17 protein-coding genes, 1 tRNA gene and 7 pseudogenes are annotated in these 23,318 nt (G+C 45.6%); 16 read left to right on the plus strand and 9 right to left on the minus strand.

Annotation, left to right across the window (positions count from 1 at the left end):
- Positions 1-14: 14 nt before the first annotated feature.
- Positions 15-909: pseudogene (mmsB, locus tag DXE37_RS03215) on the plus strand (3-hydroxyisobutyrate dehydrogenase).
- Positions 910-926: 17 nt separating this feature from the next.
- Here mmsB and DXE37_RS03220 read toward each other — a convergent pair.
- Positions 927-1,353 (minus strand): annotated as a pseudogene (locus DXE37_RS03220) (PAS domain-containing protein).
- A 160-nt stretch (positions 1,354-1,513) separates the two neighbouring features.
- Here DXE37_RS03220 and DXE37_RS13360 point away from each other — a divergent pair.
- The 4 genes from DXE37_RS13360 to DXE37_RS14235 all read left to right on the plus strand — a co-directional run bounded on the left by DXE37_RS13360 (position 1,514) and on the right by DXE37_RS14235 (position 2,965).
- Entirely contained in the window at positions 1,514-1,639 is a 126-nt protein-coding gene (locus DXE37_RS13360) for a hypothetical protein (RefSeq protein ID WP_269460278.1), read from the plus strand.
- Between the two features lies 1 nt (position 1,640).
- Complete coding sequence (locus DXE37_RS11185) at positions 1,641-2,507, plus strand: DUF1254 domain-containing protein (protein ID WP_197713064.1); 867 nt, start codon at positions 1,641-1,643, stop codon at positions 2,505-2,507.
- A 56-nt stretch (positions 2,508-2,563) separates the two neighbouring features.
- Positions 2,564-2,680, plus strand: a complete 117-nt coding sequence (locus tag DXE37_RS12230; RefSeq protein ID WP_231971028.1) for a DUF1214 domain-containing protein — start codon at positions 2,564-2,566, stop codon at positions 2,678-2,680.
- A 96-nt stretch (positions 2,681-2,776) separates the two neighbouring features.
- Positions 2,777-2,965, plus strand: coding sequence for a DUF1214 domain-containing protein (locus DXE37_RS14235; protein WP_415066663.1), 189 nt, complete (start codon positions 2,777-2,779; stop codon positions 2,963-2,965).
- 57 nt (positions 2,966-3,022) lie between these two features.
- Here the strand turns inward: DXE37_RS14235 and DXE37_RS03230 are convergent, their stop codons facing one another.
- Entirely contained in the window at positions 3,023-3,733 is a 711-nt protein-coding gene (locus DXE37_RS03230) for a LysR substrate-binding domain-containing protein (RefSeq protein WP_331852108.1), read from the minus strand.
- Complete coding sequence (locus DXE37_RS13900; RefSeq protein ID WP_331852109.1) at positions 3,663-3,929, minus strand: helix-turn-helix domain-containing protein; 267 nt, start codon at positions 3,927-3,929, stop codon at positions 3,663-3,665. Before DXE37_RS13900 ends, DXE37_RS03230 begins: the two co-directional genes overlap by 71 nt.
- A 110-nt stretch (positions 3,930-4,039) precedes the next feature.
- Here DXE37_RS13900 and DXE37_RS03235 point away from each other — a divergent pair.
- The 4 genes and pseudogenes from DXE37_RS03235 to infA form a co-directional block, all read left to right on the plus strand.
- Positions 4,040-4,513: pseudogene (locus tag DXE37_RS03235) on the plus strand (CaiB/BaiF CoA transferase family protein); the annotation flags it as partial.
- A pseudogene (locus tag DXE37_RS03240) lies at positions 4,513-6,000 on the plus strand (fumarate hydratase). The pseudogenes DXE37_RS03235 and DXE37_RS03240, both read left to right, overlap by 1 nt.
- Before the next feature lie 330 nt (positions 6,001-6,330).
- Positions 6,331-6,534 carry a cold-shock protein gene (locus DXE37_RS03245; protein ID WP_114636559.1) on the plus strand — a complete coding sequence of 68 codons (204 nt, stop codon included), beginning with the start codon at positions 6,331-6,333 and terminating at the stop codon, positions 6,532-6,534.
- Positions 6,535-6,619: 85 nt separating this feature from the next.
- Positions 6,620-6,880, plus strand: a complete 261-nt coding sequence (gene infA, locus DXE37_RS03250) for a translation initiation factor IF-1 (protein ID WP_114636560.1) — start codon at positions 6,620-6,622, stop codon at positions 6,878-6,880.
- Positions 6,881-7,186: 306 nt separating this feature from the next.
- Here the strand turns inward: infA and DXE37_RS03255 are convergent.
- The 3 genes from DXE37_RS03255 to tsaE all read right to left on the minus strand — a co-directional run bounded on the left by DXE37_RS03255 (position 7,187) and on the right by tsaE (position 9,237).
- Positions 7,187-7,262, minus strand: a tRNA-Lys gene (locus tag DXE37_RS03255).
- An 86-nt stretch (positions 7,263-7,348) separates the two neighbouring features.
- Positions 7,349-8,695 carry an N-acetylmuramoyl-L-alanine amidase gene (locus DXE37_RS03260; RefSeq protein WP_114636561.1) on the minus strand — a complete coding sequence of 449 codons (1,347 nt, stop codon included), beginning with the start codon at positions 8,693-8,695 and terminating at the stop codon, positions 7,349-7,351.
- Between the two features lie 2 nt (positions 8,696-8,697).
- The gene (tsaE, locus tag DXE37_RS03265) at positions 8,698-9,237 is read right to left on the minus strand and encodes a tRNA (adenosine(37)-N6)-threonylcarbamoyltransferase complex ATPase subunit type 1 TsaE (protein WP_114636562.1); all 540 of its coding nucleotides are present in this window, start codon (positions 9,235-9,237) and stop codon (positions 8,698-8,700) included.
- 43 nt (positions 9,238-9,280) lie between these two features.
- Here tsaE and queG point away from each other — a divergent pair, with 43 nt between their 5' ends.
- The 3 genes from queG to DXE37_RS03280 all read left to right on the plus strand — a co-directional run bounded on the left by queG (position 9,281) and on the right by DXE37_RS03280 (position 11,561).
- Positions 9,281-10,381 (plus strand): tRNA epoxyqueuosine(34) reductase QueG, encoded by a 1,101-nt coding sequence (gene queG / locus DXE37_RS03270; protein WP_114636563.1) that lies wholly within the window; start codon positions 9,281-9,283, stop codon positions 10,379-10,381.
- A 33-nt stretch (positions 10,382-10,414) separates the two neighbouring features.
- On the plus strand, positions 10,415-11,200 hold the full coding sequence (locus DXE37_RS03275; protein WP_114636564.1) for an AzlC family ABC transporter permease: 786 nt from the start codon (positions 10,415-10,417) through the stop codon (positions 11,198-11,200).
- A 73-nt stretch (positions 11,201-11,273) separates the two neighbouring features.
- Complete coding sequence (locus DXE37_RS03280) at positions 11,274-11,561, plus strand: AzlD domain-containing protein (protein WP_231971030.1); 288 nt, start codon at positions 11,274-11,276, stop codon at positions 11,559-11,561.
- A gap of 17 nt (positions 11,562-11,578) precedes the next feature.
- Here DXE37_RS03280 and DXE37_RS03285 read toward each other — a convergent pair.
- Positions 11,579-14,580: pseudogene (locus DXE37_RS03285) on the minus strand (FAD-binding and (Fe-S)-binding domain-containing protein).
- Between the two features lie 79 nt (positions 14,581-14,659).
- The gene (locus DXE37_RS03290) at positions 14,660-15,349 is read right to left on the minus strand and encodes a GntR family transcriptional regulator (protein ID WP_114636565.1); all 690 of its coding nucleotides are present in this window, start codon (positions 15,347-15,349) and stop codon (positions 14,660-14,662) included.
- 203 nt (positions 15,350-15,552) lie between these two features.
- On the opposite strand from DXE37_RS03290, the pseudogene DXE37_RS03295 reads away from it, so the two are divergent.
- From DXE37_RS03295 to DXE37_RS03305, 3 genes and pseudogenes are all read left to right on the plus strand, one after another.
- Positions 15,553-16,680 (plus strand): annotated as a pseudogene (locus DXE37_RS03295) (pyridoxal-phosphate-dependent aminotransferase family protein).
- A 192-nt stretch (positions 16,681-16,872) separates the two neighbouring features.
- Positions 16,873-17,280 (plus strand): GlcG/HbpS family heme-binding protein, encoded by a 408-nt coding sequence (locus DXE37_RS03300; protein ID WP_114636566.1) that lies wholly within the window; start codon positions 16,873-16,875, stop codon positions 17,278-17,280.
- A 6-nt stretch (positions 17,281-17,286) separates the two neighbouring features.
- Entirely contained in the window at positions 17,287-18,735 is a 1,449-nt protein-coding gene (locus DXE37_RS03305) for a DEAD/DEAH box helicase (protein WP_114636567.1), read from the plus strand.
- A gap of 164 nt (positions 18,736-18,899) precedes the next feature.
- Here DXE37_RS03305 and DXE37_RS12235 read toward each other — a convergent pair.
- A pseudogene (locus DXE37_RS12235) lies at positions 18,900-19,562 on the minus strand (glutamate--tRNA ligase family protein); the annotation flags it as partial.
- A 133-nt stretch (positions 19,563-19,695) separates the two neighbouring features.
- Between DXE37_RS12235 and dnaE the strand changes: the two are divergent.
- Positions 19,696-23,316: a DNA polymerase III subunit alpha gene (gene dnaE / locus DXE37_RS03315; protein ID WP_114636568.1), complete on the plus strand. Its 3,621-nt coding sequence runs from the start codon at positions 19,696-19,698 to the stop codon at positions 23,314-23,316.
- The last annotated feature ends 2 nt before the right edge of the window (positions 23,317-23,318 follow it).

The raw sequence follows: 23,318 nt of genomic DNA on the forward strand, positions 1-23,318 counted from the left end.
GCATGGAAACAAGAATGAAAATAGGATTTATTGGCTTGGGAAACATAGGTGCGCCAATGGCTCGCAATTTAATCAAAGCTGGTCATGATTTAACAGTTTTTGATTTGTCCGAAGATGCGCTTACTCAATTGCGCGAGGCAGGCGCGCACGTGGTCAAGTCTGTAGCAGAGATTGCTAGCTCAACAAATGTAGAAATCATCATCACCATGCTGCCAGCGAGTCAGCATGTGAAATCGGTCTATCTCAATGAAGATGGAATTCTTGAAGCAGTAACCAAGGGCGTCATATTGATCGATTGTTCAACTATCGACCCCCAAGCAGCAAGAGAGGTTGCTAAGGTAGCTAACGATCAAGGCAATCCCATGTTAGATGCGCCAGTATCCGGTGGTGCTGGCGGGGCTGAAGCGGGAACACTAACCTTTATGGTTGGTGACAGTAGAGTAAATTTTGATAGGGTGCAACCATTGCTATCCAATATGGGAAAAAATATTGTGCATTGTGGCGACTCTGGAAATGGTCAAGTTGCTAAAGTGGCCAACAACATGCTTCTTGGGTATATCGATGATTGCTACAGCCGAAGCAATGTCTCTGGGGGTTTCTTTGGGAATGGACCCTAAGGTCCTAGCTGGAATCATTAATACTTCTAGTGGAAGATGTTGGAGCTTTGAAATTTATAACCCCTATCCTGGTGTTGTCGAAACTGCTCCAGCTTCTGGGGGTTATACCGGCGGCTTTGGAGTCGATTTAATGCTGAAAGATTTGGGTTTGGCAACTGAGGCAGCAAAGTTTGCTAAACAACCAGTAGTGCTAGGAGCAGTCGCTCAGCAGCTCTATCAAATGTTTAGCTCACAAGGCAGCGGTGGTAAGCTAGATTTTTCGGCAATCATTCGTCTACATCAGAGTGAATGATTCCTGATCACGTCAATTTATTGAACCTGTCCTTCTAGTTCTGCAGTTCGTTTTTTCAAGGCTCTTTGCTTATTGAATCTTTCAGTGTCATCTCGAATGACTGCTGCAACAGCAATAGGTTGCTGCTTATCGTCAAAAATCATTGATACAGTAAACGCGATGGAGAGGGGTTTGCCTGACTTATGCAAGGCGGGCACTGTTAAGAGTTTGTCTCCATAGCGAGTGGTACCCGTTTGCATGGAGCGCTCTTAGCCTTCATTGTGACGTTGACGCAGTCGTTCTGGCACGATGAGATCCATGCTGGAGCCAAGAGCTTCGGCCGCTGAATCCAAAAATACGTTCTGCTGCGGGATTCCAATAAATAATGATTCCCTTCCCATCTGAAGTGACGACTGCGTCGCCTAGGGATTGAACTAGTTCGGAAAAATTAATATTCATTGCAATGCCTTTTTTGCTTTATGGAAAACTGATGCGTCCAAATTGTGTTCCAGTATCTCGAAAATTGGATAAAAGTAGTTATCAAGTGCATATAAAGATGCTTCAATGCTTGCATAAGCCCACTATTCGCTAATATCCTTATAATAATGGTTAACTTTGGAGAAGAATGATGAATATTGGACGTTTAGCTGCAATTATGGTGGCATCAGTCATGATTCTAGGGGGTTGCGGGAAGTCTGAGCCTCCTCCAGCGCCAAAGCAGGCTGCTTCCCCATATCCATCTGCGGGATGAGGTGAGAGCAATTGCACAAGAGGCCTATATTTACGGATTGCCCTTAGTCATGAATTACGTAGTGATGAATGAGTATGTGTTGGATAAGGATTCAGGGCAATACAAGGCACCATTTAATACGATTAATAATGAGCATCGTGTCTTTACTTATAAAGACACCTCTATTGTTAGCCAGAATAGCGACACACCTTACTCAATGGCTTGGTTGGATTTACGTACTGAGCCAGTGGTCATATCGGTGTCCGCTGTACCAAAGAACCGCTATTACTCTGTGCAACTGATCGATGGCAATCTTTATAACTACGGTTATATGGGCAGTCGCGCGACCGGTTTTGAGGCTGGAAATTATTTGGTGGTTGGTCCCGAGTGGAAGGATGAAACTCCTGCCGGCATCAAGAAAGTATTTCAATCGAGCACCCCATATGGATTAACTATTTTCCGTACCCAGTTATTTAATGCAAACGACATGAAAAATGTTGAAAAAGTTCAGACTGGGTATAAGGTTCAAACGCTTTCAGCTTTCCTGAAGCAGGATGCGCCACCAGAAGCGCAAAAAGTAGAATTTCCTCCAGTCAGTACTGCAGGCATCAAGACAAATTTTTATGAGTACTTGGATGCGGCACTGCTATTTGTCCCAGCAAGTACTGAGGACCAAGATATTCGCAACAAATTGGCCAAGATTGGTGTTGATGTGAATAAAACCTTCTCATACAAAGATTTGCCAGATGAACTGAAGGCTGCGGCCACTCAAGGTATGCAAGAAGGCGATATTAAGATTGCCAAATTCTTGGAGGAGGGCATCAAAAATATTAACGGGTGGAATGTGGGCTCGGTATTTGGTGATCGTTCTTTCTACAGCGGTAATTGACTCTTACGTGCAGCAGCTGCCAAAGCGGGAATTTATGGCAATGATGCTGATAGGCGGTGTATCCAGCCACTCGTGTGACTGCAGCAGGTGAAATGTTGGATACCAGTGCGCATCAATACACCATTACCTTTGCTAAAGGTCAGCTGCCCCCTGTAAATGCTTTTTGTCAGTAACAATGTATGACGGCAAGTCACAGTTGTTGATAGAGAACCCCATCAATCGATATTTGATTAATTCGTCGATGTTGTCCTCTATGAAAAAGAATGCTGATGGCAGTTTGGACTATCTGTATTCAAAAAGATTCCCCAGGAAAAGCAAAAGAGTCGAATTGGTTACCAGCGCCAGATGGAAATCCTTATCTCGTGATGAGGCTCTATTGGCCAAAGGTGGAAGCCCCATCCATTCTTCCGCCAGGAAGTGGAAGTTGGGGTCCCCCAGGAGTTACTTTAGTTAAGTAGTCTTGTTTTAATCTGTTTGAATCACGGCCCCCATCCATAGCGATGGGGGTTTCTGTTTTATCGACCCAGTAAATGTTGGCTTAACAATGCGGTTGCAGGAGATTGATGGGTATTTGCTTTGATAGCAACCAACAAGTTTCTTTTTGCCCATGCATCCTCTAGGTGAATGACCTTGAGACCCAATGCTTTAATTTGCGCAGCGCAAGCTTGTAATGGCAACACGCCAATACCTAGATTGACTGCAATCATTTGGCACATTGCATCGTAACTTCTTACCTGGATTCTCAATCGCATTTGTTTGCCTAATTTCTCGGCGCATCTTGAAGTGAGCTCGAGCAAGGAGCTTCCTTTATTAAGGCTTACAAAATCGTATTCAAGACATTCATTGAAAGTAATATTTTTTCTTTTGCTGAGATCATGGGCTTTGCTACAGGCAATCACGAGTTGATCGCTACCCATGATTTGGGTTTCCAATCCAGTGGTAATTGGACCTTCAGCAAATACACCGATATCTGCAATTCCATCCATCAGCGCCCTGACGATATCGCCACTTAATTGCTCTTCAACCTCTACTTGTATTTCAGGGTTATCTTTTAAAAAACTAGCTAGTGCTGATGGTAGAAATTCAGTTAACGCAGACATATTGGCCCAAAGTCTGATATGCCCTTTGACGCCCTTTGAGTATTCACTGAGCTCATTACTTAATTGTTCGAAGCCTTGAAATAGTATTAATGCATGTTGCATCACGGCGTGACCAGCATGAGTCAAGGTAACGCCTTTTACTGAGCGGTCGAGTAAGCGCTACGCCTACTGTTTCTTCAAATTCAGAAATCCGCCTACTAGCTGCTGATAGGGCTAGGTTACATTCGTTTGCCCCCTTAGTAATGCTGCCGGATTGGACGATCGAGCAAAATAGCTTGAGGGTAACAAAGTCAACTCCGGCGGGGTTTAGGAGGGTTTTCATAGGTCAATTCTACCCAATCCTTCGCAAAATGAGAAGGATATGCCTCTAAAAAGCAATTTTCAAGTCTAATGAGGGGTGTAACTTTAGTAAAAATTATTTCAGGGAAAGTGATGGAGCCGCTAGCAAAATTTAAAGTTGTTGAAATGGGGCAATTAATTGCTGGACCATTTGCCGCAAAAACATTGGCTGATTTTGGTGCTGATGTGATTAAGATTGAGCCGCCTAGGGTGGGCGATGCCTTACGTAAGTGGCGGCTGCTCAAAGATGGTACATCCGTGTGGTGGCAAGTTCAGTCACGCAACAAGCGTTTTCTTTTTTTGGATTTAAGAGAGGCGGAGGCGCAAGACATCGTCAGAACTTTGCTGAAAGAGGCGGATGTATTAATTGAGAACTTTCGCCCTGGAACATTAGAAGGGTAGGGTCTGAATCCTCAAGCATTACTTGAAATCAATCCAAAGTTAATTGTTCTCAGAATCAGTGGCTATGGCCAAACAGGTCCCTATAGAGATAAGCCAGGTTTTGGAGTAGTTGCTGAGGCCATGGGAGGTTTACGCCATTTAACTGCTGAGGCCACAGGGCGGGTATGAGAAAGATAGCCCAGGAAGACCTAGTTATTAGCATGGCCGATGCGTTACAGTTTGTACACGCATCCAGTTGATTATGTAAAGGCATTAAGATGCTCTTATGAGTCAGAGTTAAATCCTGCAGCAAAGTCTACGATGCTGCAGTTGCTAGTTAATAGTCGAATGAGTCTTTTGGGTCATCGACCAATCTGTCAAGATACTGGAACTGCTCAAGTTTTTATGAAGCTTGGCGCAGAAGTCCAATTCTATCGACGAGATGCACACCCACTACTGTCATTGCAGGCCTTAATTGACGAGGCAACAAGAAGTGCCTATACCAACCCAGATAATCCCTTGCGAGCTACAACAATTGACGATCCATTGGGTGCAAGAAAAAATACTAAAGACAACACTCCGGGTCAGTCATTTTGCGAGGTAACTGAAGGCGACCTCTTGGAGGTTTTGGTTGTTGCTAAAGGTGGAGGTGGGGATGTTTACAACTTTGAATCCCAGTGATAGTGTTGTCGATTGGGTAATTGAGCAGTTGCCAGTTATGGGTGCCGGCTGGTGCCCACCAGGAGTTCTTGGTGTTGGGATTGGCGCTGGTCCAGAGCAGGCACCTTACTTGCTAAAAAGTCCTTATTCACACCTATTGACATAGATCTCTTGCGCGCCAAAGGCGCTCAAAATTCAGAAGAGAAATTACGTTTAGAGCTTTTTGATCGCATTAATGCGTTGCAGATTGGCGCTCAAGGACTTGGAGGTCTTGCAACAGTTTTGGATGTGAAGGTTGCTACCTTGCCATGCCATGCAGCTACGATTCCTGTTGCGATTGTTCCTAATTGTGCTGCTAATCGTTATGTGCGTTTTAATTTGGATGGTGCTGGTCCAGCAAGGTTTGAGCAACCACCGCTTGATGCTTGGGAAGGTATTCCAGATAGCTTTCATTTGAACTCCGCCATTAAGGTGAATGTTGACGCTCTAAATAAGGAAGATATTAAAGGTTGGAAAGTAGGGCAGACCTTATTGCTTTCCGGAAAAATATTAACCGCAAGAGATGCAGCCCTATAAGCGCTTAGTTGATTTATTGGTAAAAGGCGAGCCGCTGCCTATCTCTCTTGATGGTCGATTTGTATATTATGTTGGGCCGGTAGATGCAATCAAGGGTGAAGCCGTTGGTCCAGCTGGCCCTACTACAGCAACACGTATGGATAAATTTTTTGAGATGCTGCTCGCTAAAACAGGTTTATTGGGAATGATCGGCAAAGCAGAGCGAGGACCCAGAGGCAATAGTTTCTATTAAAAAACATCAATTAATCTATTTGGCAGCAGTTGGTGGGGCCGCCTATATGCTTTCTAAGACAATCACACACTCAGAAGTTATTGCATTTGAAGATCTAGGTATGGAAGCGATTCATGAGTTTGAGCTGAGAGACTTCCCAGTCATTGTGGCTGTAGACTCACAAGGAAATTCAATTCATAAGGCATTTCAGATCTCACCAATATAGGCAGCGAGGTACTTGGTAATTGACATAAAGAAAAAGCCACCCGAAGGACGCTTTTGTATAACTGGTGGGTCGGGCGAGATTCGAACTCACGAGCAACGGATTGCCAAAGCACTATTACCTGACCCTATAGCCGCTATAAAGGCGATTTCTTTGTAAGTAATCTTTTGCTGACAAAGTAGAGTAAAATGCACGTAGCGATTTTCAAGCTAATAGTGTTGTTGTACTAGTAATTAATACCGCAGTTCTGCGATAGTTCTTTTTAGCATCTCCCTCGCCATTTTTGACTTTCGCCTCATTTGGGCGCAGCCTTTTTTTAAGGAATAATCAGATATGGCAAACGGAATTGTGAAATGGTTTAACGACGCTAAAGATTTTGGTTTTATTACCCCTGAACTCGGCGGTGAAGATTTATTTGCCCATTTTTCAGCAATTAATAGCAACGGATTTAAATCATTAGCTGAAGGTCAAGCGGTGACTTTTGATATTACTACTGGCCCTAAAGGCAAGTTAGCATCCAATATTCAACCTGTTTAAATTAGAAGCAAATGCCAGGCGGAAATTATTTGCCTGGCCTAAAGCCCAGCATGACTGGGCTTTTTATTTTCATAAAGGATGTTAAATGGCAAAAGAAGAGTTGCTTGAAATGGAAGGTCTTGTTGATGAAATTCTGCCAGATTCTCGTTATCGGATTACTTTAGACAATGGCCATAAGCTTATTGCCTATACAGCAGGAAGAGTCAAAAAAAATCACATCCGTATATTGGCGGGAGATAAGGTTTCTTTGGAGGTCTCTCCCTATGACTTAAGTAAAGGCCGTATTACATTTAGACATATTGAGAACAAGCAATCTTTTGCTGGTGCGCCGAAGAGACGATATTGATAGATTGAAGATTAAAACCGTAAGTTAAATTAATATTTGCAAAGAATCTTAAGCGCTTGTCGATACTGCCCCGGGCAACCAAGAAATAATAAAACCACCTTCGGGCGGTTTTATTTTATCGGTTTATCCAATAAATCACTTCAAGCGTCTAGAAACACGACACCTGTGAGTCGCTCATGGTCACCCAGCGCCTAGCATCCCCACTTGAAACATACATTCAGTTCCGTATTGTTCAGAACAGTCTCTACGCATTCCACGAAACTAAAAGAAAAAGCCCCTAGATTTCTCTAGAGGCTTTTGTATAGCTGGTGGGTCGGGCGAGATTCGAACTCGCGACCAACGGATTAAAAGTCCGCTGCTCTACCGACTGAGCTACCGACCCAGTTAAGCCGTAAATTGTAGCAAGAAGTTTGTTGAGCCTCCCTAGGCTTGCTGAGTCTGCCCATCAGCCCTTGTGCTTACAAGTTCCTAGGAGTTTACCCGACGGGCAACGGGTGGATTTTTGGAAAAATAATCATTAATTCCACGCAAAATGGCCTTGGCAATTCGATCCTGATAGCTATCGTCGTTTAAGCGTGCCTCTTCTTGTGGATTGCTGATAAACGCGGTCTCAACCAGAATGGAGGGGATGTCTGGGGCCTTCAAAACGGCAAAACTCGCTTGTTCTACCTTAGGTTTATGAAGCGCTGCAAAACCACCGATTTGCTTCAGGATGGAGTTCCCCGCCTGTAGCGAATCTTTAATCTGGGCGGTAGTGGACATATCGAGAAGCAGGTTTGCAACCTGACGATCTTGCGTCTTGATGTTGATGCCACCGATCAGATCGGATGCGTTTTCTTTGTTGGCCATCCAGCGTGCTGTGGTGCTACTAGCCCCCATCTGAGACAAGGCAAACACTGAAGCACCTCTAGCATTTCTTTCAATAAATGCATCTGCATGAATCGAAACAAACAAATCGGCCTCTACTCGCCTTGCTTTTTGTACTCTCACATGTAGAGGAACAAAGTAATCGCCATCTCTAGTCAAGAAGGGGCGCATATAAGCTTCATTCTCAATTTTGTCTTTCAGGCGCTTAGCGATTGCGAGTACGACATTCTTTTCTCGAGACCCGGCTGCACCAATCGCTCCAGGATCTTCCCCTCCATGGCCCGGGTCGATGGCGATGGTAATTAAACGCTTGTATTTAGCAGTTGCAGGAGGCCCTTTAATTTCTGGAATGGCTTGAGCCACTGGTGCTGCCGGAGTCTTTGCCAACTCTTTTTCTTTCTTAGTGGCAAATTGCGCAATGAGATCGATCTCTTCATTGGATTTTTCCAGGGCGCTTTCTTTCTTGGCGCTACTTCTGACTAAAGCTATTAATGGGTCTGGCGGTGTTGTTGGATAGAGGTCAAATACCATGCGGTAGTTGTACTCACCAATTGGATCTAGCGTAAATAGTTGTGGCTTGATCGGTTCTTTTAAATCGAACACTAAGCGCACAACTCCTGGCTGAAGCTGTCCGACCCGTACTTGAGAGATATAGGGGTCATTGGGTTTTACTTTCGCGACTAAATCTTTGAGTGTGGGGTTAAGCTCAAGTCCTTGAACGTCAACTACCAGCCTATCTGGATTGGTCAGAATCTGTTGGGTGATCGGTAGGGGTGTATCCGATTCCAAAGTAACGCGTGTGTAGTCCTCTGAGGGCCATACACGTACGTCAAGGATCTTGGCACCCCAAGCAATATCGACTTCACCTAGAAGAAGTACAAAGCCTAAGAGCTTTGCTGAAGCTTTTAGATGCTGTCTTCTAGAGTGGTTAACTTTTTGAGCGCTCATCTCTAGTTGACATGAATACTATTAATAACAATATTGCCTTGTTCAGATAGGGCATTAAGCGTGATAAAGCGTTCATTCTCATCAGCACCCGCTTTTAGTTGAATCTGAATATCAAATGCAGGTAAGGTGCCTTCAGCTTTCTCTGGCCACTCAATCAAACAAAAGCCCGGCACATCAAAATGCTCTGCAAATCCAGCTTCTTGCCACTCAAGGGGGTCGCGCATGCGGTAAAGATCAAAATGATGTGCCGTGAATGACAGATTATTTTTCTGGATAGGGTAGGGCTCACACAATGTGTAGGTAGGACTCTTCACCCGACCCTCATGCCCCATGCTCTGTATCAAATATCTGGCAAAGATAGTTTTGCCTGCTCCTAAATCTCCTTCTAGTGAGATATTGGGGTGGGCTTGAGGGTTTTGACTAAACAGTTTCTCAAGACTGGCGGCAAGTGCACTGGCAAGTTTCGCGGTTTCCGCTTCTTGCCTACAATGTTGCTTGAGAGATGCCTTTGGAGATGTCTGCGGCGTTTGATTTCCAGTCATTTCCTTAGTTTATTCAATTATTGCGCTACATTCTGTATTCCCTATGCCTTTATCTGCCAACCTTCAGTCTTTAGATGACTCAAGCCTTCGTGAGTGGCTGGGGGAGCAGTCTGCGCATTTAGGGTTCGATGGACTTAGGATCACTGATACGTATTTAGGATCTGCTACGGATCATCTTAGCAAGTGGCTGTCAGAAGGGCGCCATGGCCATATGGAATACATGCAGCGCCATGCTGATTTGCGCTCTAATCCAGAGCTGCTAGTGCCTGGTACGGTTCGAGTCATTTGTGTTTCTATGAATTACCTGCCACCTGAAACGAATTTCGATGTAGAGTGGCAGAGACTCGAAGAACCTACTCAAGGCGTAATCTCAATGTATGCCCGTGGGCGCGATTACCATAAGGTTCTTCGCAGTCGTTTACAAGAGTTTGCCAAAGTCATTAAAGCAAAAATCGGCCCATTTGGTTATCGCGTATTTACTGACTCTGCCCCATTGATGGAGGTGGAGTTAGCGCGTAAAGCAGGATTAGGTTGGCGTGGCAAACACACCTTGTTGTTAAATCGAGAATCGGGCTCCACCTTTTTCTTAGGTGAGATTTTGATTGATGTCCCACTGCCAATTGATCAAGAGCAGGAAGAGCATTGCGGTACGTGTACTTCTTGCATTGATGTCTGCCCAACGCAAGCCATTACAGCTCCATATCAATTGGATGCACGGCGATGCATCTCCTATCTCACCATTGAAAACCCCGTAGCAATTCCAGTGGAATTGAGGAGGGCAATGGGCAATCGCGCGTATGGCTGTGATGATTGTCAATTGATATGCCCTTGGAATAAGTTTGCCAAAAGGTCGCAAATGCCTGACTTTGCAGAGCGTCATGGTTTGGGAGGGTCATCACTTCTGCAGCTTTGGACTTGGTCTGAATCAGACTTTGAGCAGCGTCATGAGGGCAGTGCGATTTGCAGAATTGGGTATAGCAGATGGCGGCGTAACTTAGCCGTAGCGATGGGTAATGCGCTAGCTAGCGCTCAAGTAAATGAAGTGGATAAAGCGGCAATTCGTGCAACGCTCATGGACGCACTTTCGAGTGCAGATACGTTGGTTGCTGGACACATTGAATGGGCGCTAGCGACTCCCCATTAAGCAAGAACCCATTTAAGCTCTTACAATCTAGATATGTCATCAGCAGACCAGCCCTATATTGATCCTAGTGAAATCGCGCTAGAAGAGTCTGCAGCACAACGCTTCAAAGATCCAAGACATGCATTCTGGTCAGGCATTCGGGATGCTGCAGGAGCGCCTGCTATGGTACTTTTTGCTGGTATGGTGGGATTTGGTGCAATGGGCAAAACCAATGGCTTCGATGTTTGGTTCACTACCTTTACATCTTTCTTTATGTTCGCCTTGCCAGGTCAGGTTGTCTTACTAGAAATGGCCATCACTGGTTCATCCGTATTTGCAATTGCCTTAGCAGTGACGTTGACATCAACCCGTTTCATTACGATGACGGTGACTTTATTCTCGCAGTTTCATCAAAGGGATCGCAATCGTAGTCTTTATGCTTCTGTGCACCTACTAGCGATGACTGCATGGGCTATCTCGATGCGTGAGTTTCATGCAACAGAAATTAAGCATCGCTTAAGCTGCTTTGTTGGCCTAGGATTGTTGTGTTGGTTGATCTCCATTCCAGGAACTATTTTGGGTTACTACTTAGCTGGCATGGTTCCAGCCCCGATTACTCTTGGTTTGGTATTTATTAATCCATTATTTTTCTTGTTGACCTTTACAGAAGTAAAACCCTGGATTAATCGGATTGCCATTTTCTTAGGTTGTATTTTTGGTCCCATTTTCTTTGTGCTCGATCGTGATACCAGCTTATTAACGGTGGGCTTGGTAGCGGGAACCTTGGCTTACTTGATTGATCGTAAGTTCTTGCGTCGGAAAGCTGGAGTGATCAGTTGATGAGTGCATTCGATAGCATGGCCAATGCGCTTTCTGGCTGGGGGTTATGGATTGCCTTGGTAGGCGCGCATGCTTGGGAACCTACTTCTGTCGTGCAATCGGGGTGTTTCTATCTCAAAGCATTAATCAAGAAAGTGAAATCTTTCGCTGGTTAGCGGCCGTGACTTATGCCATGGTTGCTGCTTTAACGGTGCGACTGATTGTGATGCCTTTGGGCTTGATGGCTACAGTGCCTTTATGGATTCGGATCTTGATCTGCGGCTTAGCTATCGGTGTGATGGTTTCTAAACCCACCAAGCGTTTGGTTCCAGCCTTATTGACTGGAACATTGCTGATGGTGGGTTACGGCATCATTCGTTAACGCCAGAAACTGCTTTGTTACAGATGTGCTGCCAAAATTCTGGCGATATGCACAGCCTCTCTTTGAGTGCCATCGGCAACCTGATGGCGACACAACTGGTGCCATCGGCCACTATCCAGGCATCTGGTGATTTACGGATGCTAGGTAGAAGGCTTGCTTCGGCCATTTGCTTTGATACGTCAATATGCTCTGCTTCATATCCAAAGCTACCAGCCATGCCACAGCAAGAAGACTCGATTAACTTAGGATCTGCATTAGGAATTAACTTCAGTAACTCCATTGCGGGAGTAACGGCCGCAAATGATTTTTGATGGCAATGTCCATGAAAAAGTACGGGCTTCATTGTGCTGTTCAGCTTAAGATTGAGTTTGCCCGCTTTCACTTCGCTTGCTAAAAACTCTTCCAAAAGTTGCGCTTGCTTTGAGACTGTCACTGCGCGTTCACCAAAGCCCATGACCAAGGCTTCATCTTTCAAAGTAAACAAGCAGGAGGGCTCTAAACCAATGATGGGGATATTCTTTTCGGCATAGGGTGCCAAGCGATCAACTAGTTCGCCGAGGGTATTTTTTGCTTTATCGACCATACCTGCTGCCAGATAGGTTCTGCCACAGCAAAACTCTTTAGAGCATGTGCTGACTGTTATGCCAGCCTGTTGTGCTTGCTTGTTATTGCTCTTGTACGGAATGTGAACGCGATAGCCAGCAACCTTAAGAACTTTCAAAGCAGCTATGAGATTCTCATCTTCAAAGTAGGCGTTAAAAGTATCCGCTAGTAGAACTACTCCCTTGCCATCAGCATTATTTGCTAATTGCTCTGGAGAAAATTGATAGGCATCTGATATTGGTTGATTCCAAAAGCTCTTACTCTTCTAAATGGGCAAACTTCTTTGCGCAGAAATTCCCACCACCCACTCTTGAAATTTAGCAACGGGTTTAATCTGGTTGCGCAAGTTCAGTAGTGCGGGCAGAAAAGTGATATCACTAATGAGGGCTGCGTATTTCGGTAAATAAGCAACCGCAAAATCACGTAAAGAATGGCCAGCTCGTTTCTTATATGCTGATAAGAACTCAATCTTCATCTTGGCCATATCTACGCCAGTGGGGCACTCACGGCGGCAGGCTTTGCAACTAATGCACAATTCTATCACCTCTTTGACCGCATCGCTTGCCAATGGAGATGAATCTACTGACGCACCGCTTTTTAGATCTAATTGATTGGATAGGGCTAGACGTAGTGTGTTGGCTCTTCCACGGGTGAGGTGTTTTTCATCGCGAGTCACGCGATAGCTGGGGCACATGACTTCTGCGTCAAACTTTCGGCAGTGACCATTGTTATTACACATCTCCACTGCTTTGGCCAAGCCCATCGCTGGATCACCGCCAGTACCAGGTGCTGTAGTTTCTACTGTGACAGGATCATTTTGTACATTCTAAGCAGACCAATCCAATGCAGGTTGTAGCGGAATGACTTTATAGCTCGGAGGAAATCGAAAGTTACTTGCATCATCCATCTTGGGTGGATCGATAATCTTGCCTTGATTAAATAATCCTTTAGGATCAAAAGCGTATTTAATTTCAGCAAGCGCTTCTGTGATCTTGGGACCAAACTGCCAAGAGATCCATTCACCTCTACAAAGGCCATCGCCGTGCTCGCCGCTATAGGCACCTTTATATTTGCGAACTAATGCAGATGCTTTTTCAGCAACTGCACGCATTTTCTGGGCACCGTCTCTACGCATGTTCAAAATAGGGCGCACATGTAATGTTCCAACGGATGCATGGGCATACCAAGTGCCCCGACCCATATTTAGAGAACACGTCGGTTAGCGCTTGGGTGTAATCTGCTAGGCTTTCTAAGGACACAGCACAGTCCTCAATAAAGCTCACTGGCTTGCCATCACCTTTGAGGCTCATCATGATATTGAGACCAGCTTTGCGTACTTCCCATAAATTCTTTTGCAGAGCTGCGTCTGGCATCAGAACCACAGAGCCGGGTAATCCTAAATCACTCATGAGCTCTTGTAGGGCTTAAGCTTTTCAAGTAATGGGGCGTGTGCTTCACCCGAAAACTCCACCAGCAAAATTGCTTCAGGTGTTTGTGCTGTGTGATCAATCAAAGCGGTTTCGATCGTTTTCTTAAAACTTGGATTGCTGCGTGCTAAATCAATCATGGTGCGATCCACCAGTTCCACTGCAGTGGGTCCCAGTTTTACGATATGTTGAACACTATCCATCGCTTTATAAAAACTAGCAAAGTTCACGATGCCCAGAACTTTGTGTTGCGGCAAAGGTGCAAGCTTGAGCTTGAGTGACTTGAAGTAGCCAAGAGTGCCTTCGCTACCAACCAAGAGATGCGCTAAATTGACGCTGCCATCCTGGGTGTAAGGAAGTTCACTCTGCGGATGAAAGATATCGAGGTTGTAGCCGGCAACGCGTCTTAATACTTTTGGAAACTTTGCTTCGATTTCTGGTTGCAGAGAAGTCGCTAAGTTTTTTACAAAGTCACCTAATTCTTTAGCTACACCAGCGCTGTTAGCGTAATTACCAAATTGGGCTACTTGGCCATTAGCCAACCACGCATCTATTCCCAATACGTTATGCACCATATTGCCGTAAGCGATAGAGCGGCTGCCGCAAGAATTGTTTCCTGCCATGCCTCCAATTGTTGCTTGTCCAGCAGTAGATACGTCCACGGGATACCAAAGACGATGTTGCTTTAGTGAACCATTGAGATGATCAAGAACGAGATCCGGGTCTACCTCAACATAGCTTTTATCCAGATTGAGTTCCAAAATATTTCTGAAGTATTTAGTGTTATCAATGACTAGTGCGGCGCCTGTAGTTTGACCGCACTGACTTGTGCCACCTCCACGTGGAAGCACGGGCACACCTAACTCTGCGGCAATTTGGATAGCGGTAGCAATATCTTGCGCACTCTTTGGCACAAAAACAGCCACTGGCATCGCTTGATAAATCGAGGCATCGGTTGCATAGCGACCGCGACTAGCGCTATCGGTCATGACTTCGCCAGAAGTTTCTTGGCGAAGACGCTTTGCTAAGCTAGCTTAGTCGATTATGAGTTCTTTGAGGTCTAGTGGTTTATTCATGTTGAGCAGTCTCGTGATTGGTTTCTGCTTGAAGTAGTTGGGCTACAACATCTCGCTTGTTTCTGACGTGTTGAATCATGATCTTGCGCATACGAAAACTGTCACGTGCCTTGAGAGTATCGAGCATCTCTTGATGTTCCTCTACAGCCTTTTCCCACTTGACGCCATCTTGATTGGAGCGAAAACGCAAAGCTTCAATACGCGCATTCACCTGAGTAAAAATCTTAGATAGAACTGGATTATTTGCAGCTTGATTAATGAGGTGATGGATACGTAAATTGAGTTTGTAGTAACTCGATAGATCACGGCGAGCATATGACGCCACCATTTCATATTGAAGAGCTTCTAATTCAGAGAGAGCGGCATCGCTAATATTCTTGGCTGCCAGCTCGCCAGAAAAACCTTCTAGGTCTGCGATCACATCAAAGGTATGCATTACGTCTTCTAGACGGAGTTGAACTGCAATTGCTCCGCGATTAGCTATGAGCTCAACTAAACCTTCAGCAGCCAAGCGACGGATCGCTTCCCGAATCGGGGTACGTGAGACGCTGAGGCTTTCGGCTAATTCACGTTCATTAAGCCTGCTTCCAGGAGCAATCTTTCCTTCAGCCAAGAGTGTTCTCAATTTCTCATAAATTGCTTCATGCAAATTCTGAGAATGGGTTTGCTCTAAGTTTGTCATGCATCAATTCCTTGACCTACAAATTTGTATACAAAAACGGGAATAAACCATCAGAAGGCATAAATACAGCTTTAAATACCTTAAATATTGATTTATTTTATGTCTTTATTTAAATAATTTGTATACAAAATGGAAATTTATGGAAAATTGTCATACACTAGCACCTGAATCAACCTATAAACACACCATAAGCGAGACAAAGCATGTTGAAACTTGATAGCCACGCATCAGGACGCCATTTTTTACATATTCCTGGTCCAAGCCCTGTTCCTCCGCGCGTATTACGCTCCATTAGCTATCAAACCATTGATCATCGCGGACCAGAGTTTGGTGCGTTTGGTCTGAAGGTTTTAGAAGGTATTAAAAAGATTTTTAAGACTGAGCAACCTGTCATTATTTATTCCGCTTCTGGTACTGGTGCATGGGAAGGCGCCTCTTGGTCAATGTTCTCAATCCTGGCGACAAAGTGCTGCTCTACGAAACAGGGCAGTTTGCTAATTTGTGGCGTGCACTTGCAAAACGCCTTGGCTTAGATGTTGAGGTCGTTGGTAAAGCAGGCCAAGATACTTGGCGTTGGGGTGTTGACGCTGCGGTGATTGAAGAGCGTTTACGTCAAGACACTAGCCATGAAATTAAAGCAGTTTGTGTGGTGCATAACGAAACTTCAACCGGAGTGACTTCGAACATTGCAGCAGTTCGCAAGGCGATTGATTCTCTGAAGCATCCAGCTCTATTGCTGGTAGACAGCGATCTGGCTTGGGTTCAGCAGATTATGAGCATGATAAATGGGGTGCGGATGTCACCATTTCTGGGTCACAAAAAGGGTTGATGTTGCCACCAGGTATTGGATTTAACGCCTTATCACCTAGAGCAATTGAAGCGAGTAAGCACAATACATTTTCAAAGTCTTACTGGGCATGGGATGAGATTCTAGAGTCCAACAAAACAGGCTACTGGCCTACCGCTCCCAGCACTAATTTAATGTACGGGTTGCATGAAGCAATGGACATGATGATAGCTGAAGGTTTGGATACGATTTTTGCTCGTCACTAACGTTTGGCTGACGCATGTCGTGCAGCGGTCAATGCGTGGGGTCTTGAGATTCAATGCCAAGACCCGGATTCTTATTCACCCGTGCTGACATGTATTGCCACACCAGAAGACATGGATGCGGATGTACTGCGTAAGCATGCTTTGAGAAATTTAATCTCTCCTTAGGAACTGGTTTAGGCAAGATTAAAGGCAAGGCCTTCCGCATTGGCCATTTAGGCGATTGCAACGAGCTGAGCCTAATGGCTGCCTTGAGCGGGGTAGAGATGAGCTTGGGTTAAATTGGCTACAAACCTAAGGCTAGCGGGGTCGTTGCGGCCCAAGAGTTCCTTAAATAAGAAGCGCTTAGAGCATTTTAGGATGGGGTGGGGTTGGATTATCGATTACAAATCAGGCTACACCCCTTATAATTCAAGTGCTTATATAGAAGTGCATGAAACAAATACACCATATTCGAGACAGAAAGATTAAATATGACTGCAACTAAACCTTACTTCACTCAAGCTGATGTTCAAAAGATTTTGAATGCCGCCGATCAACATGCTGCCAAAAATAATTGGGCAGTAACGATTGCTGTTTGTGATGATGGTGGCCATATGCTGGGCTTGATTCGTCGTGATGGTTGCGCTCCTGTGTCTGCATATATTGCGCAGGAGAAGGCGCGCACCGCAGCTATGGGTAAGCGCGAAAGTCGTGTTTACGAAGAAATTATTAACAATGGCCGTACTTCATTCTTATCTGCCCCACATATTTCGGGCATGTTGGAAGGTGGGGTCAATATCGAGGTAAATGGGTTTACCATCGGCGCAGTCGGCGTTTCCGGCGTTAAATCGACCGAGGATGCCGAAACCGCTAAGGCCGGCATTGCGGCCATCCTGTAAGTTACCTTGACAAATACTGCTACTGAAATACATCCTTCTTCAAGGGTTGGTGACTCTGCCAACCTTAGCGATACCAGTGCTATTACTGCTGCCCCAGCATCAACCATCACGTTTGCTGACTTTGGTTTAGATCCGCAAATTCAAAAAGCGGTTCTTGAACAGGGCTATACCATTCCCACTCCGATTCAGGCGCAATCGATTCCGCATGTTTTAGCAGGAAGTGATTTGATGGGGGCGGCGCAAACGGGTACTGGCAAGACTGCTGCCTTTGTATTGCCGATCATTCAAAAAATATTGCGCCATGCTAGTAACAGCGCATCACCCGCACGTCATCTTATTCGTGCGCTTGTTCTTACTCCAACCCGCGAGTTGGCCGTACAGGTTGCCGAGAATGCGGCTAGTTATTCAAAGCATACCGATTTAAGAGCTGCTGTTGTTTATGGTGGCGTTGATATGAAAGAGCAAGCGGCTATTCTGCGCAATGGCGTAGAAATGCTGATTGCTACCCCAGGGCGCTTACTTGATCACATTGGTTCTAAAGTCGCCAATCTCTCGCAGGTAGAGATCTTGGTATTGGATGAAGCCGATCGCATGTTAGATATGGGTTTCTTGCCTGACTTGCAACGCATTATTAATTTGATTCCCGCGCAAAGACAGACCCTGTTGTTCTCAGCAACTTTCTCACCAGAAATCAAGAAGCTGGCGCAAAGTTATTTGCGCACTCCGGTAACGGTTGAGGTGACTCGTCAAAATGCTGCTGCAGATACCGTAAAGCAAGTTGTGCATATGGTTTCTTCTGCCGATAAGCAACGCGCGATTGTGAGAGTCTTGGAGGCACGAACACGTGCTGGTTTATCACGCCAATGCATTATTTTTACTAATAGCCGTTTAGGATGCGCCAAATTGTCTCTTGCGTTAGAGCGCGATGGCATTAAAGCGGGCGCGATCCATGGCGATAAGAGTCAAGGTGAGCGCACTTTAACCTTAGATGCATTTAAGTCTGGTGTAATCGAAGCTCTGGTGGCAACAGACGTCGCTGCTCGTGGTCTGGATATTCTAGATATGCCTTGTGTGATTAATCACGAACTGCCTTACAACGCTGAAGATTTTATTCATCGCATTGGACGGACTGGTCGTGCCGGTAGTAAAGGCGATGCCATTGCATTAGTGGATGCCAGCGAAAAGCGTTTGCTCGACGATATCGAAAAATTGATGAAGCGTAAGTTAGATGTGAAGCCTTTACCTGAAGGAGCTGCATCTCCAACTCGTTCATCATCCGGTGAATCTAGCGGCACACCTAACGAGATGTCAGATCCATTCTTTTATACGCCTTATGAGCCAGGTGCACTATCTGCTTCGACTGCAGAGGCGGCAAAAACTGAAGAGAAAAAAGTGGGTATCACTCCAGCAAAGCCCGCAGTTGGTGCCCTATTGGGTGGCTTTAAAAAGAAATAATTTTTTAGCTTTTCCAGGCATGAGTGGGCTGACAGAAGCCATTCTGCAATGGTGATGTTCTCACCGCCAGGTAATTCACTCAAGCCCAAATGTTTTGCTGCTTTACGTAATTCCTCTAGCGCATGATGTTTGTCTTGGGTTTGAATTTGCGTTGCTAAAGTCTGCTTGCTTAGTTTTTCACCATGCTCATCTAGCACCAAAGGTAAGTGCCGATACTGGGGTGTTTGGTATCCCAATAGGTTTTGCAAATAAATTTGCCGAGCCGTATTACTGAGTAAATCTTGCCCACGCACGATATGAGTAATTCCTTGTTCGGCATCATCCACGACAACAGCAAGTTGGTAAGTAAAAAGATGATCTCTTCTAAGGAGCACAAAATCACCTACTTCTTTGAGGTTTTGGCTTTGAAGGCCTAGCGCTAAATCCATAAATTCAATCTGGCAATCATGGGGTAGCGCTAATCTCCATGCTTGTTTCGTGCCTGAGAAGTGATCCATGGAGTAGTTTGTTAGTCTTTTGGGTCGACAGGTGCCTGGGTAGATCATTTCTTGATTACGGGGAGTGTCGATTCCAAGCTTAGCTAAGGCATTGGCTATCGTCTGTCTGGAGCAGGTGCAGGGATAGAGGCATTCCAGACCATTTAAGCGCTCTAAAGCCCCTTGATAGGCCTTATTTCGTTGTGATTGATAGCTAATATCCTCGTCCCAAGTAAGGCCGCAGGCAAGTAGCTGGGATTGAATAATCCGACTCGTCTCCGGGATACAGCGTGGGGCGTCTAAATCTTCCATTCTAAGGAGCCCATTTACCCCCCCCATTTTTACGGGCATCTAGCCAGCTTCCTAGAGCTGCAACCAGCGATCCAGCATGCAGCGGACCGGTGGGCAAGGGGCAAACGCTCGCGATATAGCCGTCAGGTGGAGATGAGGGGTTTTTGAGTTGGGACACAGCTAAAATCATCTCATGGCTTCACCTCGTTTTGTACATCTTCGCATCCATTCCGAGTTTTCAATTACGGATGGAGTCGTGCGCATAGATGATGCGGTTGCGGCCGCGGTCAAAGATGAAATGGGCGCCTTAGCCATTACGGATTTGAGTAATTTATTTGGCTTAGTGCGTTTTTACACGGCCGCTCGGTCAGGTGGTATTAAACCCATAGCGGGTGCAGATGTTTGGGTGAGCAATCCTCAAGATCCAGATCAACCTCATCGCCTACTGCTCTTGGTCCAAAACCATTCCGGCTATCTCAATTTGTGTGAGTTGCTCAGTAGGGCCTCCTTAGATAATCAATCTCGTGGCCGTGCTGAAGTGGATTCAGCGTGGTTTAGTGAGCCTGCAGCTAAGGCGGAAGATAAGGCGGCTAAGCGCAGCACCCTATCTTATGGATTAATTGCGCTCTCTGGTGCGCGCATGGGTGAGGTTGGGGCAGCATTATTGGCTGGTCAAGAAGAGCAGGCCAAGTTGGTTGCTAGTCGTTACGAAAAACTTTTTCCTCAGTCCTTCTATTTGGAAGTTCAGCGTGGTGGTAATCCTCAGGATGAGAAGCAACTACAACTTGCCTGCCATCTTGCTAGTGAATTAGATTTGCCTGTAGTTGCAACCCATCCAGTTCAGTTTATGCAGAAAAGTGATTTCACAGCACACGAAGCTCGGGTTTGTATTGCTGAGGGGGAATTATTAGGCAATCCCCGGCGCGCTAAAAAATTCAATGAAGAACAATACTTCTTATCTCAAGAAGAAATGGAAAAACGTTTTGCTGATTTGCCAGTGGCATTAGCAAACTCTGTTGAAATTGCGAAGCGTTGCAATTTATCCTTGGTCTTAGGTCAGCCCCGTTTGCCAGATTTTCCAACGCCCCCAGGTATTACCTTGGATGAGTATTTGCTTGCCCAATCTGAAGTCGGTTTAGAGCGCCATATGTTGCGTAACTTCCCTGATCCAGAAGAGCGTAAAAAAGAAATGGCGCGTTATCACGAGCGTTTGGTATTTGAGGTTAAGACCATTTCTCAAATGGGTTTCCCAGGTTACTTCTTAATTGTGGCGGACTTCATTAACTGGGCTAAAAATAATGGAGTACCAGTTGGCCCTGGTCGTGGATCTGGTACAGGTTCTTTAGTGGCGTACTCGCTCGGTATTACCGATTTGGATCCCTTGCGTTACAACTTGCTCTTTGAGCGCTTCTTAAATCCAGAGCGGGTATCCATGCCTGACTTTGATATCGACTTCTGCCAGCACAGTCGCGACCGCGTAATTCAGTACGTGAAGGATAAGTACGGCAAAGATGCCGTCAGTCAGATTGCGACTTTTGGAACGATGGCCGCGAGAGCGGCGATTCGTGACGTTGGTCGTGTGCTTGAGCAGGGCTATAACTTCGTTGATGGCATTGCGAAGCTAGTTCCAAATAAGCCAGGTCAGTACATGACGATTGAGATGGCGAAGAAGGAAGAAAAGCAATTAGCCGAACGCGAGAAGAATGAAGATGAAGTGCGTCAATTGCTTTCATTGGCACAACAGCTAGAAGGTATGACTCGTAACGTGGGCATGCATGCGGGCGGTGTGTTGATTGCACCAGGGCGCCTGACTGATTTTTGTCCTTTATATACCCAGGAAAGCAAAGATCAGGATAGTAGTTCTGTCATCAGTCAGTTTGATAAGGATGACGTAGAAGCCATTGGTTTAGTGAAATTCGACTTCCTAGGCTTGACAACCCTCACTATCTTGGCAGCGGCGGAGCGCTGGATTAAAGCTTTGCACGCTGATCGTAAAGACTGGAATATCGGCGAGATTCCGCTAGATGATGAAAAAGCATTTGATGTACTAAAGCGCGCTAATACCGTTGCTGTGTTCCAGCTAGAAAGCCGTGGTATGCAAGGCATGCTACGTGAGGTGAAGCCAGACCGCTTTGAAGACATTATTGCTTTGGTGGCTTTATACCGCCCAGGTCCAATGGATTTGATCCCGGACTTTATTGAACGTAAGCATGGTCGTCAAAAAGTAGAGTATCCAGATCCTCGTATTGAACCTGTTCTACGTGAGACCTACGGCATTATGGTCTACCAAGAGCAGGTCATGCAGATGGCCCAAATGATTGGCGGCTATTCTCTCGGTGGCGCTGATATGTTGCGTCGTGCGATGGGTAAGAAGAAGCCAAAAGAAATGGCCCAACATCGCAAGATCTTTAGTGATGGTGCCAAAGCAGGCGGTATTACTGAAGCTAAAGCGAATGAAATTTATGATTTGATGGAGCGTTTTGCAGGCTACGGATTTAATAAATCTCATGCAGCCGCATACGCACTCTTAGCCTATCAAACTGCTTGGTTAAAAGCATATTACCCTGCTGAATTTATGGCAGCCAACTTGTCGCTCGCCATGGATGACACCGATAAGGTGAAGATTCTGTATGACGACTGCTTGGCGAATAATATTCGTGTGTTTTCGCCCGATATCAATACAGGGGTTTATGAGTTCACCCCATTACGTGCGCCCGACGCCTCATCAGATTCGCCGATTAGTCATATTCGTTATGGCTTAGGTGCTGTGCGCGGTACCGGTGAAGCTGCTATTGAGTCGATTGTGAAGGCACGTGAAACTGGTGGCCCATTTAAGGATTTATTTGATTTCTGCGCTCGTGTGGATCGGCGCCAAGTGAATCGTCGTGCCATTGAAGCTTTAATGCGTGCAGGTGCTTTTGATAGTCTTTATCGCGACTCTGTATCGGCTGGCGGGAACTTATATGACATTCGTTCGACCTTGCTCGCATCATTAGCGAGGGCTATTGAAGCTGCTGAACAAGCTGAGGCATCTATACATCAAATGAGCTTATTTGAAGTTGCTGGTGAAGAAAATCGCCACCTTCCAGAGCTAGTACGCGAGCCAGTTTGGTCTGAAAAAAAACGTTTGCAAGAAGAAAAGACAGCTCTAGGCCTCTGCTTAACGGGTCATATGTTTGATGCTTATCGTGATGAGACATCTCACTTCATCCGTCAACCTTTAGCTAAAGTGACTGAAGGAAAGGATCAGCTCATTGCGGGCATTATTACCTCCGCTCGGATGTTAACTGGACAACGCGGTCGTATGATGATTGCGACGATTGATGACGGTACGGCCGCTCTTGAAGTAACTTTGTATAGCGAAGTGTATGAACTTAACCGATCTTGGTTAAAAGAAGATGAGCTTTTAATTGCTAAGGTAAATGTGACGCCCGATAAGTTTTCTGGCGGTGTGCGTATCGTGTCTGAGGCGGTAATGGGTATTACTGGAGCGCGCATGCGCTTTGCTCGCAATGTCCATGTTTGTATCGATGATGCCATTGACGTCAAGATGCTTCGGAGTCAAATTAATCCTTACTTAATGGCGAATCGCACTAGAGATCCCAAGTTGGGCGCCCCTACTTCACCAACTCCGGGTTCTAATGAGGGCATGAAGGGTTTGATATTAACTGCCGCAGTAACTACTAGTGGCGGCGCCTGTCTGATGCAATTCCCAGAAGAGCTACGTATTTATCCTGACGATGCTTGTTTGCATAGTCTTAATCAAATTTTGGCCTCTAAGCAAAAAGACCCAGCGCAGGTTCAGTACCACTAAAC

Origin of the sequence: Polynucleobacter necessarius (assembly GCF_900095205.1) — a bacterium.
Lineage (GTDB): Bacteria > Pseudomonadota > Gammaproteobacteria > Burkholderiales > Burkholderiaceae > Polynucleobacter > Polynucleobacter necessarius_E.

Bases quoted from the DNA above. Each gene is read 5' to 3' on its own strand.
- tsaE (WP_114636562.1), bottom strand. From the start codon at position 9,237: ATGACTGGAAATCAAACGCCGCAGACATCTCCAAAGGCATCTCTCAAG.
- DXE37_RS03275 (WP_114636564.1), top strand. From the start codon at position 10,415: ATGTCATCAGCAGACCAGCCCTATATTGATCCTAGTGAAATCGCGCTA.
- DXE37_RS03260 (WP_114636561.1), bottom strand. From the start codon at position 8,695: ATGAGCGCTCAAAAAGTTAACCACTCTAGAAGACAGCATCTAAAAGCT.
- DXE37_RS03300 (WP_114636566.1), top strand. From the start codon at position 16,873: ATGACTGCAACTAAACCTTACTTCACTCAAGCTGATGTTCAAAAGATT.
- DXE37_RS03245 (WP_114636559.1), top strand. From the start codon at position 6,331: ATGGCAAACGGAATTGTGAAATGGTTTAACGACGCTAAAGATTTTGGT.
- DXE37_RS13900 (WP_331852109.1), bottom strand. From the start codon at position 3,929: ATGAAAACCCTCCTAAACCCCGCCGGAGTTGACTTTGTTACCCTCAAG.
- DXE37_RS03290 (WP_114636565.1), bottom strand. From the start codon at position 15,349: ATGACAAACTTAGAGCAAACCCATTCTCAGAATTTGCATGAAGCAATT.
- infA (WP_114636560.1), top strand. From the start codon at position 6,620: ATGGCAAAAGAAGAGTTGCTTGAAATGGAAGGTCTTGTTGATGAAATT.
- dnaE (WP_114636568.1), top strand. From the start codon at position 19,696: ATGGCTTCACCTCGTTTTGTACATCTTCGCATCCATTCCGAGTTTTCA.
- DXE37_RS13360 (WP_269460278.1), top strand. From the start codon at position 1,514: ATGATGAATATTGGACGTTTAGCTGCAATTATGGTGGCATCAGTCATG.
- DXE37_RS14235 (WP_415066663.1), top strand. From the start codon at position 2,777: ATGGCAGTTTGGACTATCTGTATTCAAAAAGATTCCCCAGGAAAAGCA.
- queG (WP_114636563.1), top strand. From the start codon at position 9,281: ATGCCTTTATCTGCCAACCTTCAGTCTTTAGATGACTCAAGCCTTCGT.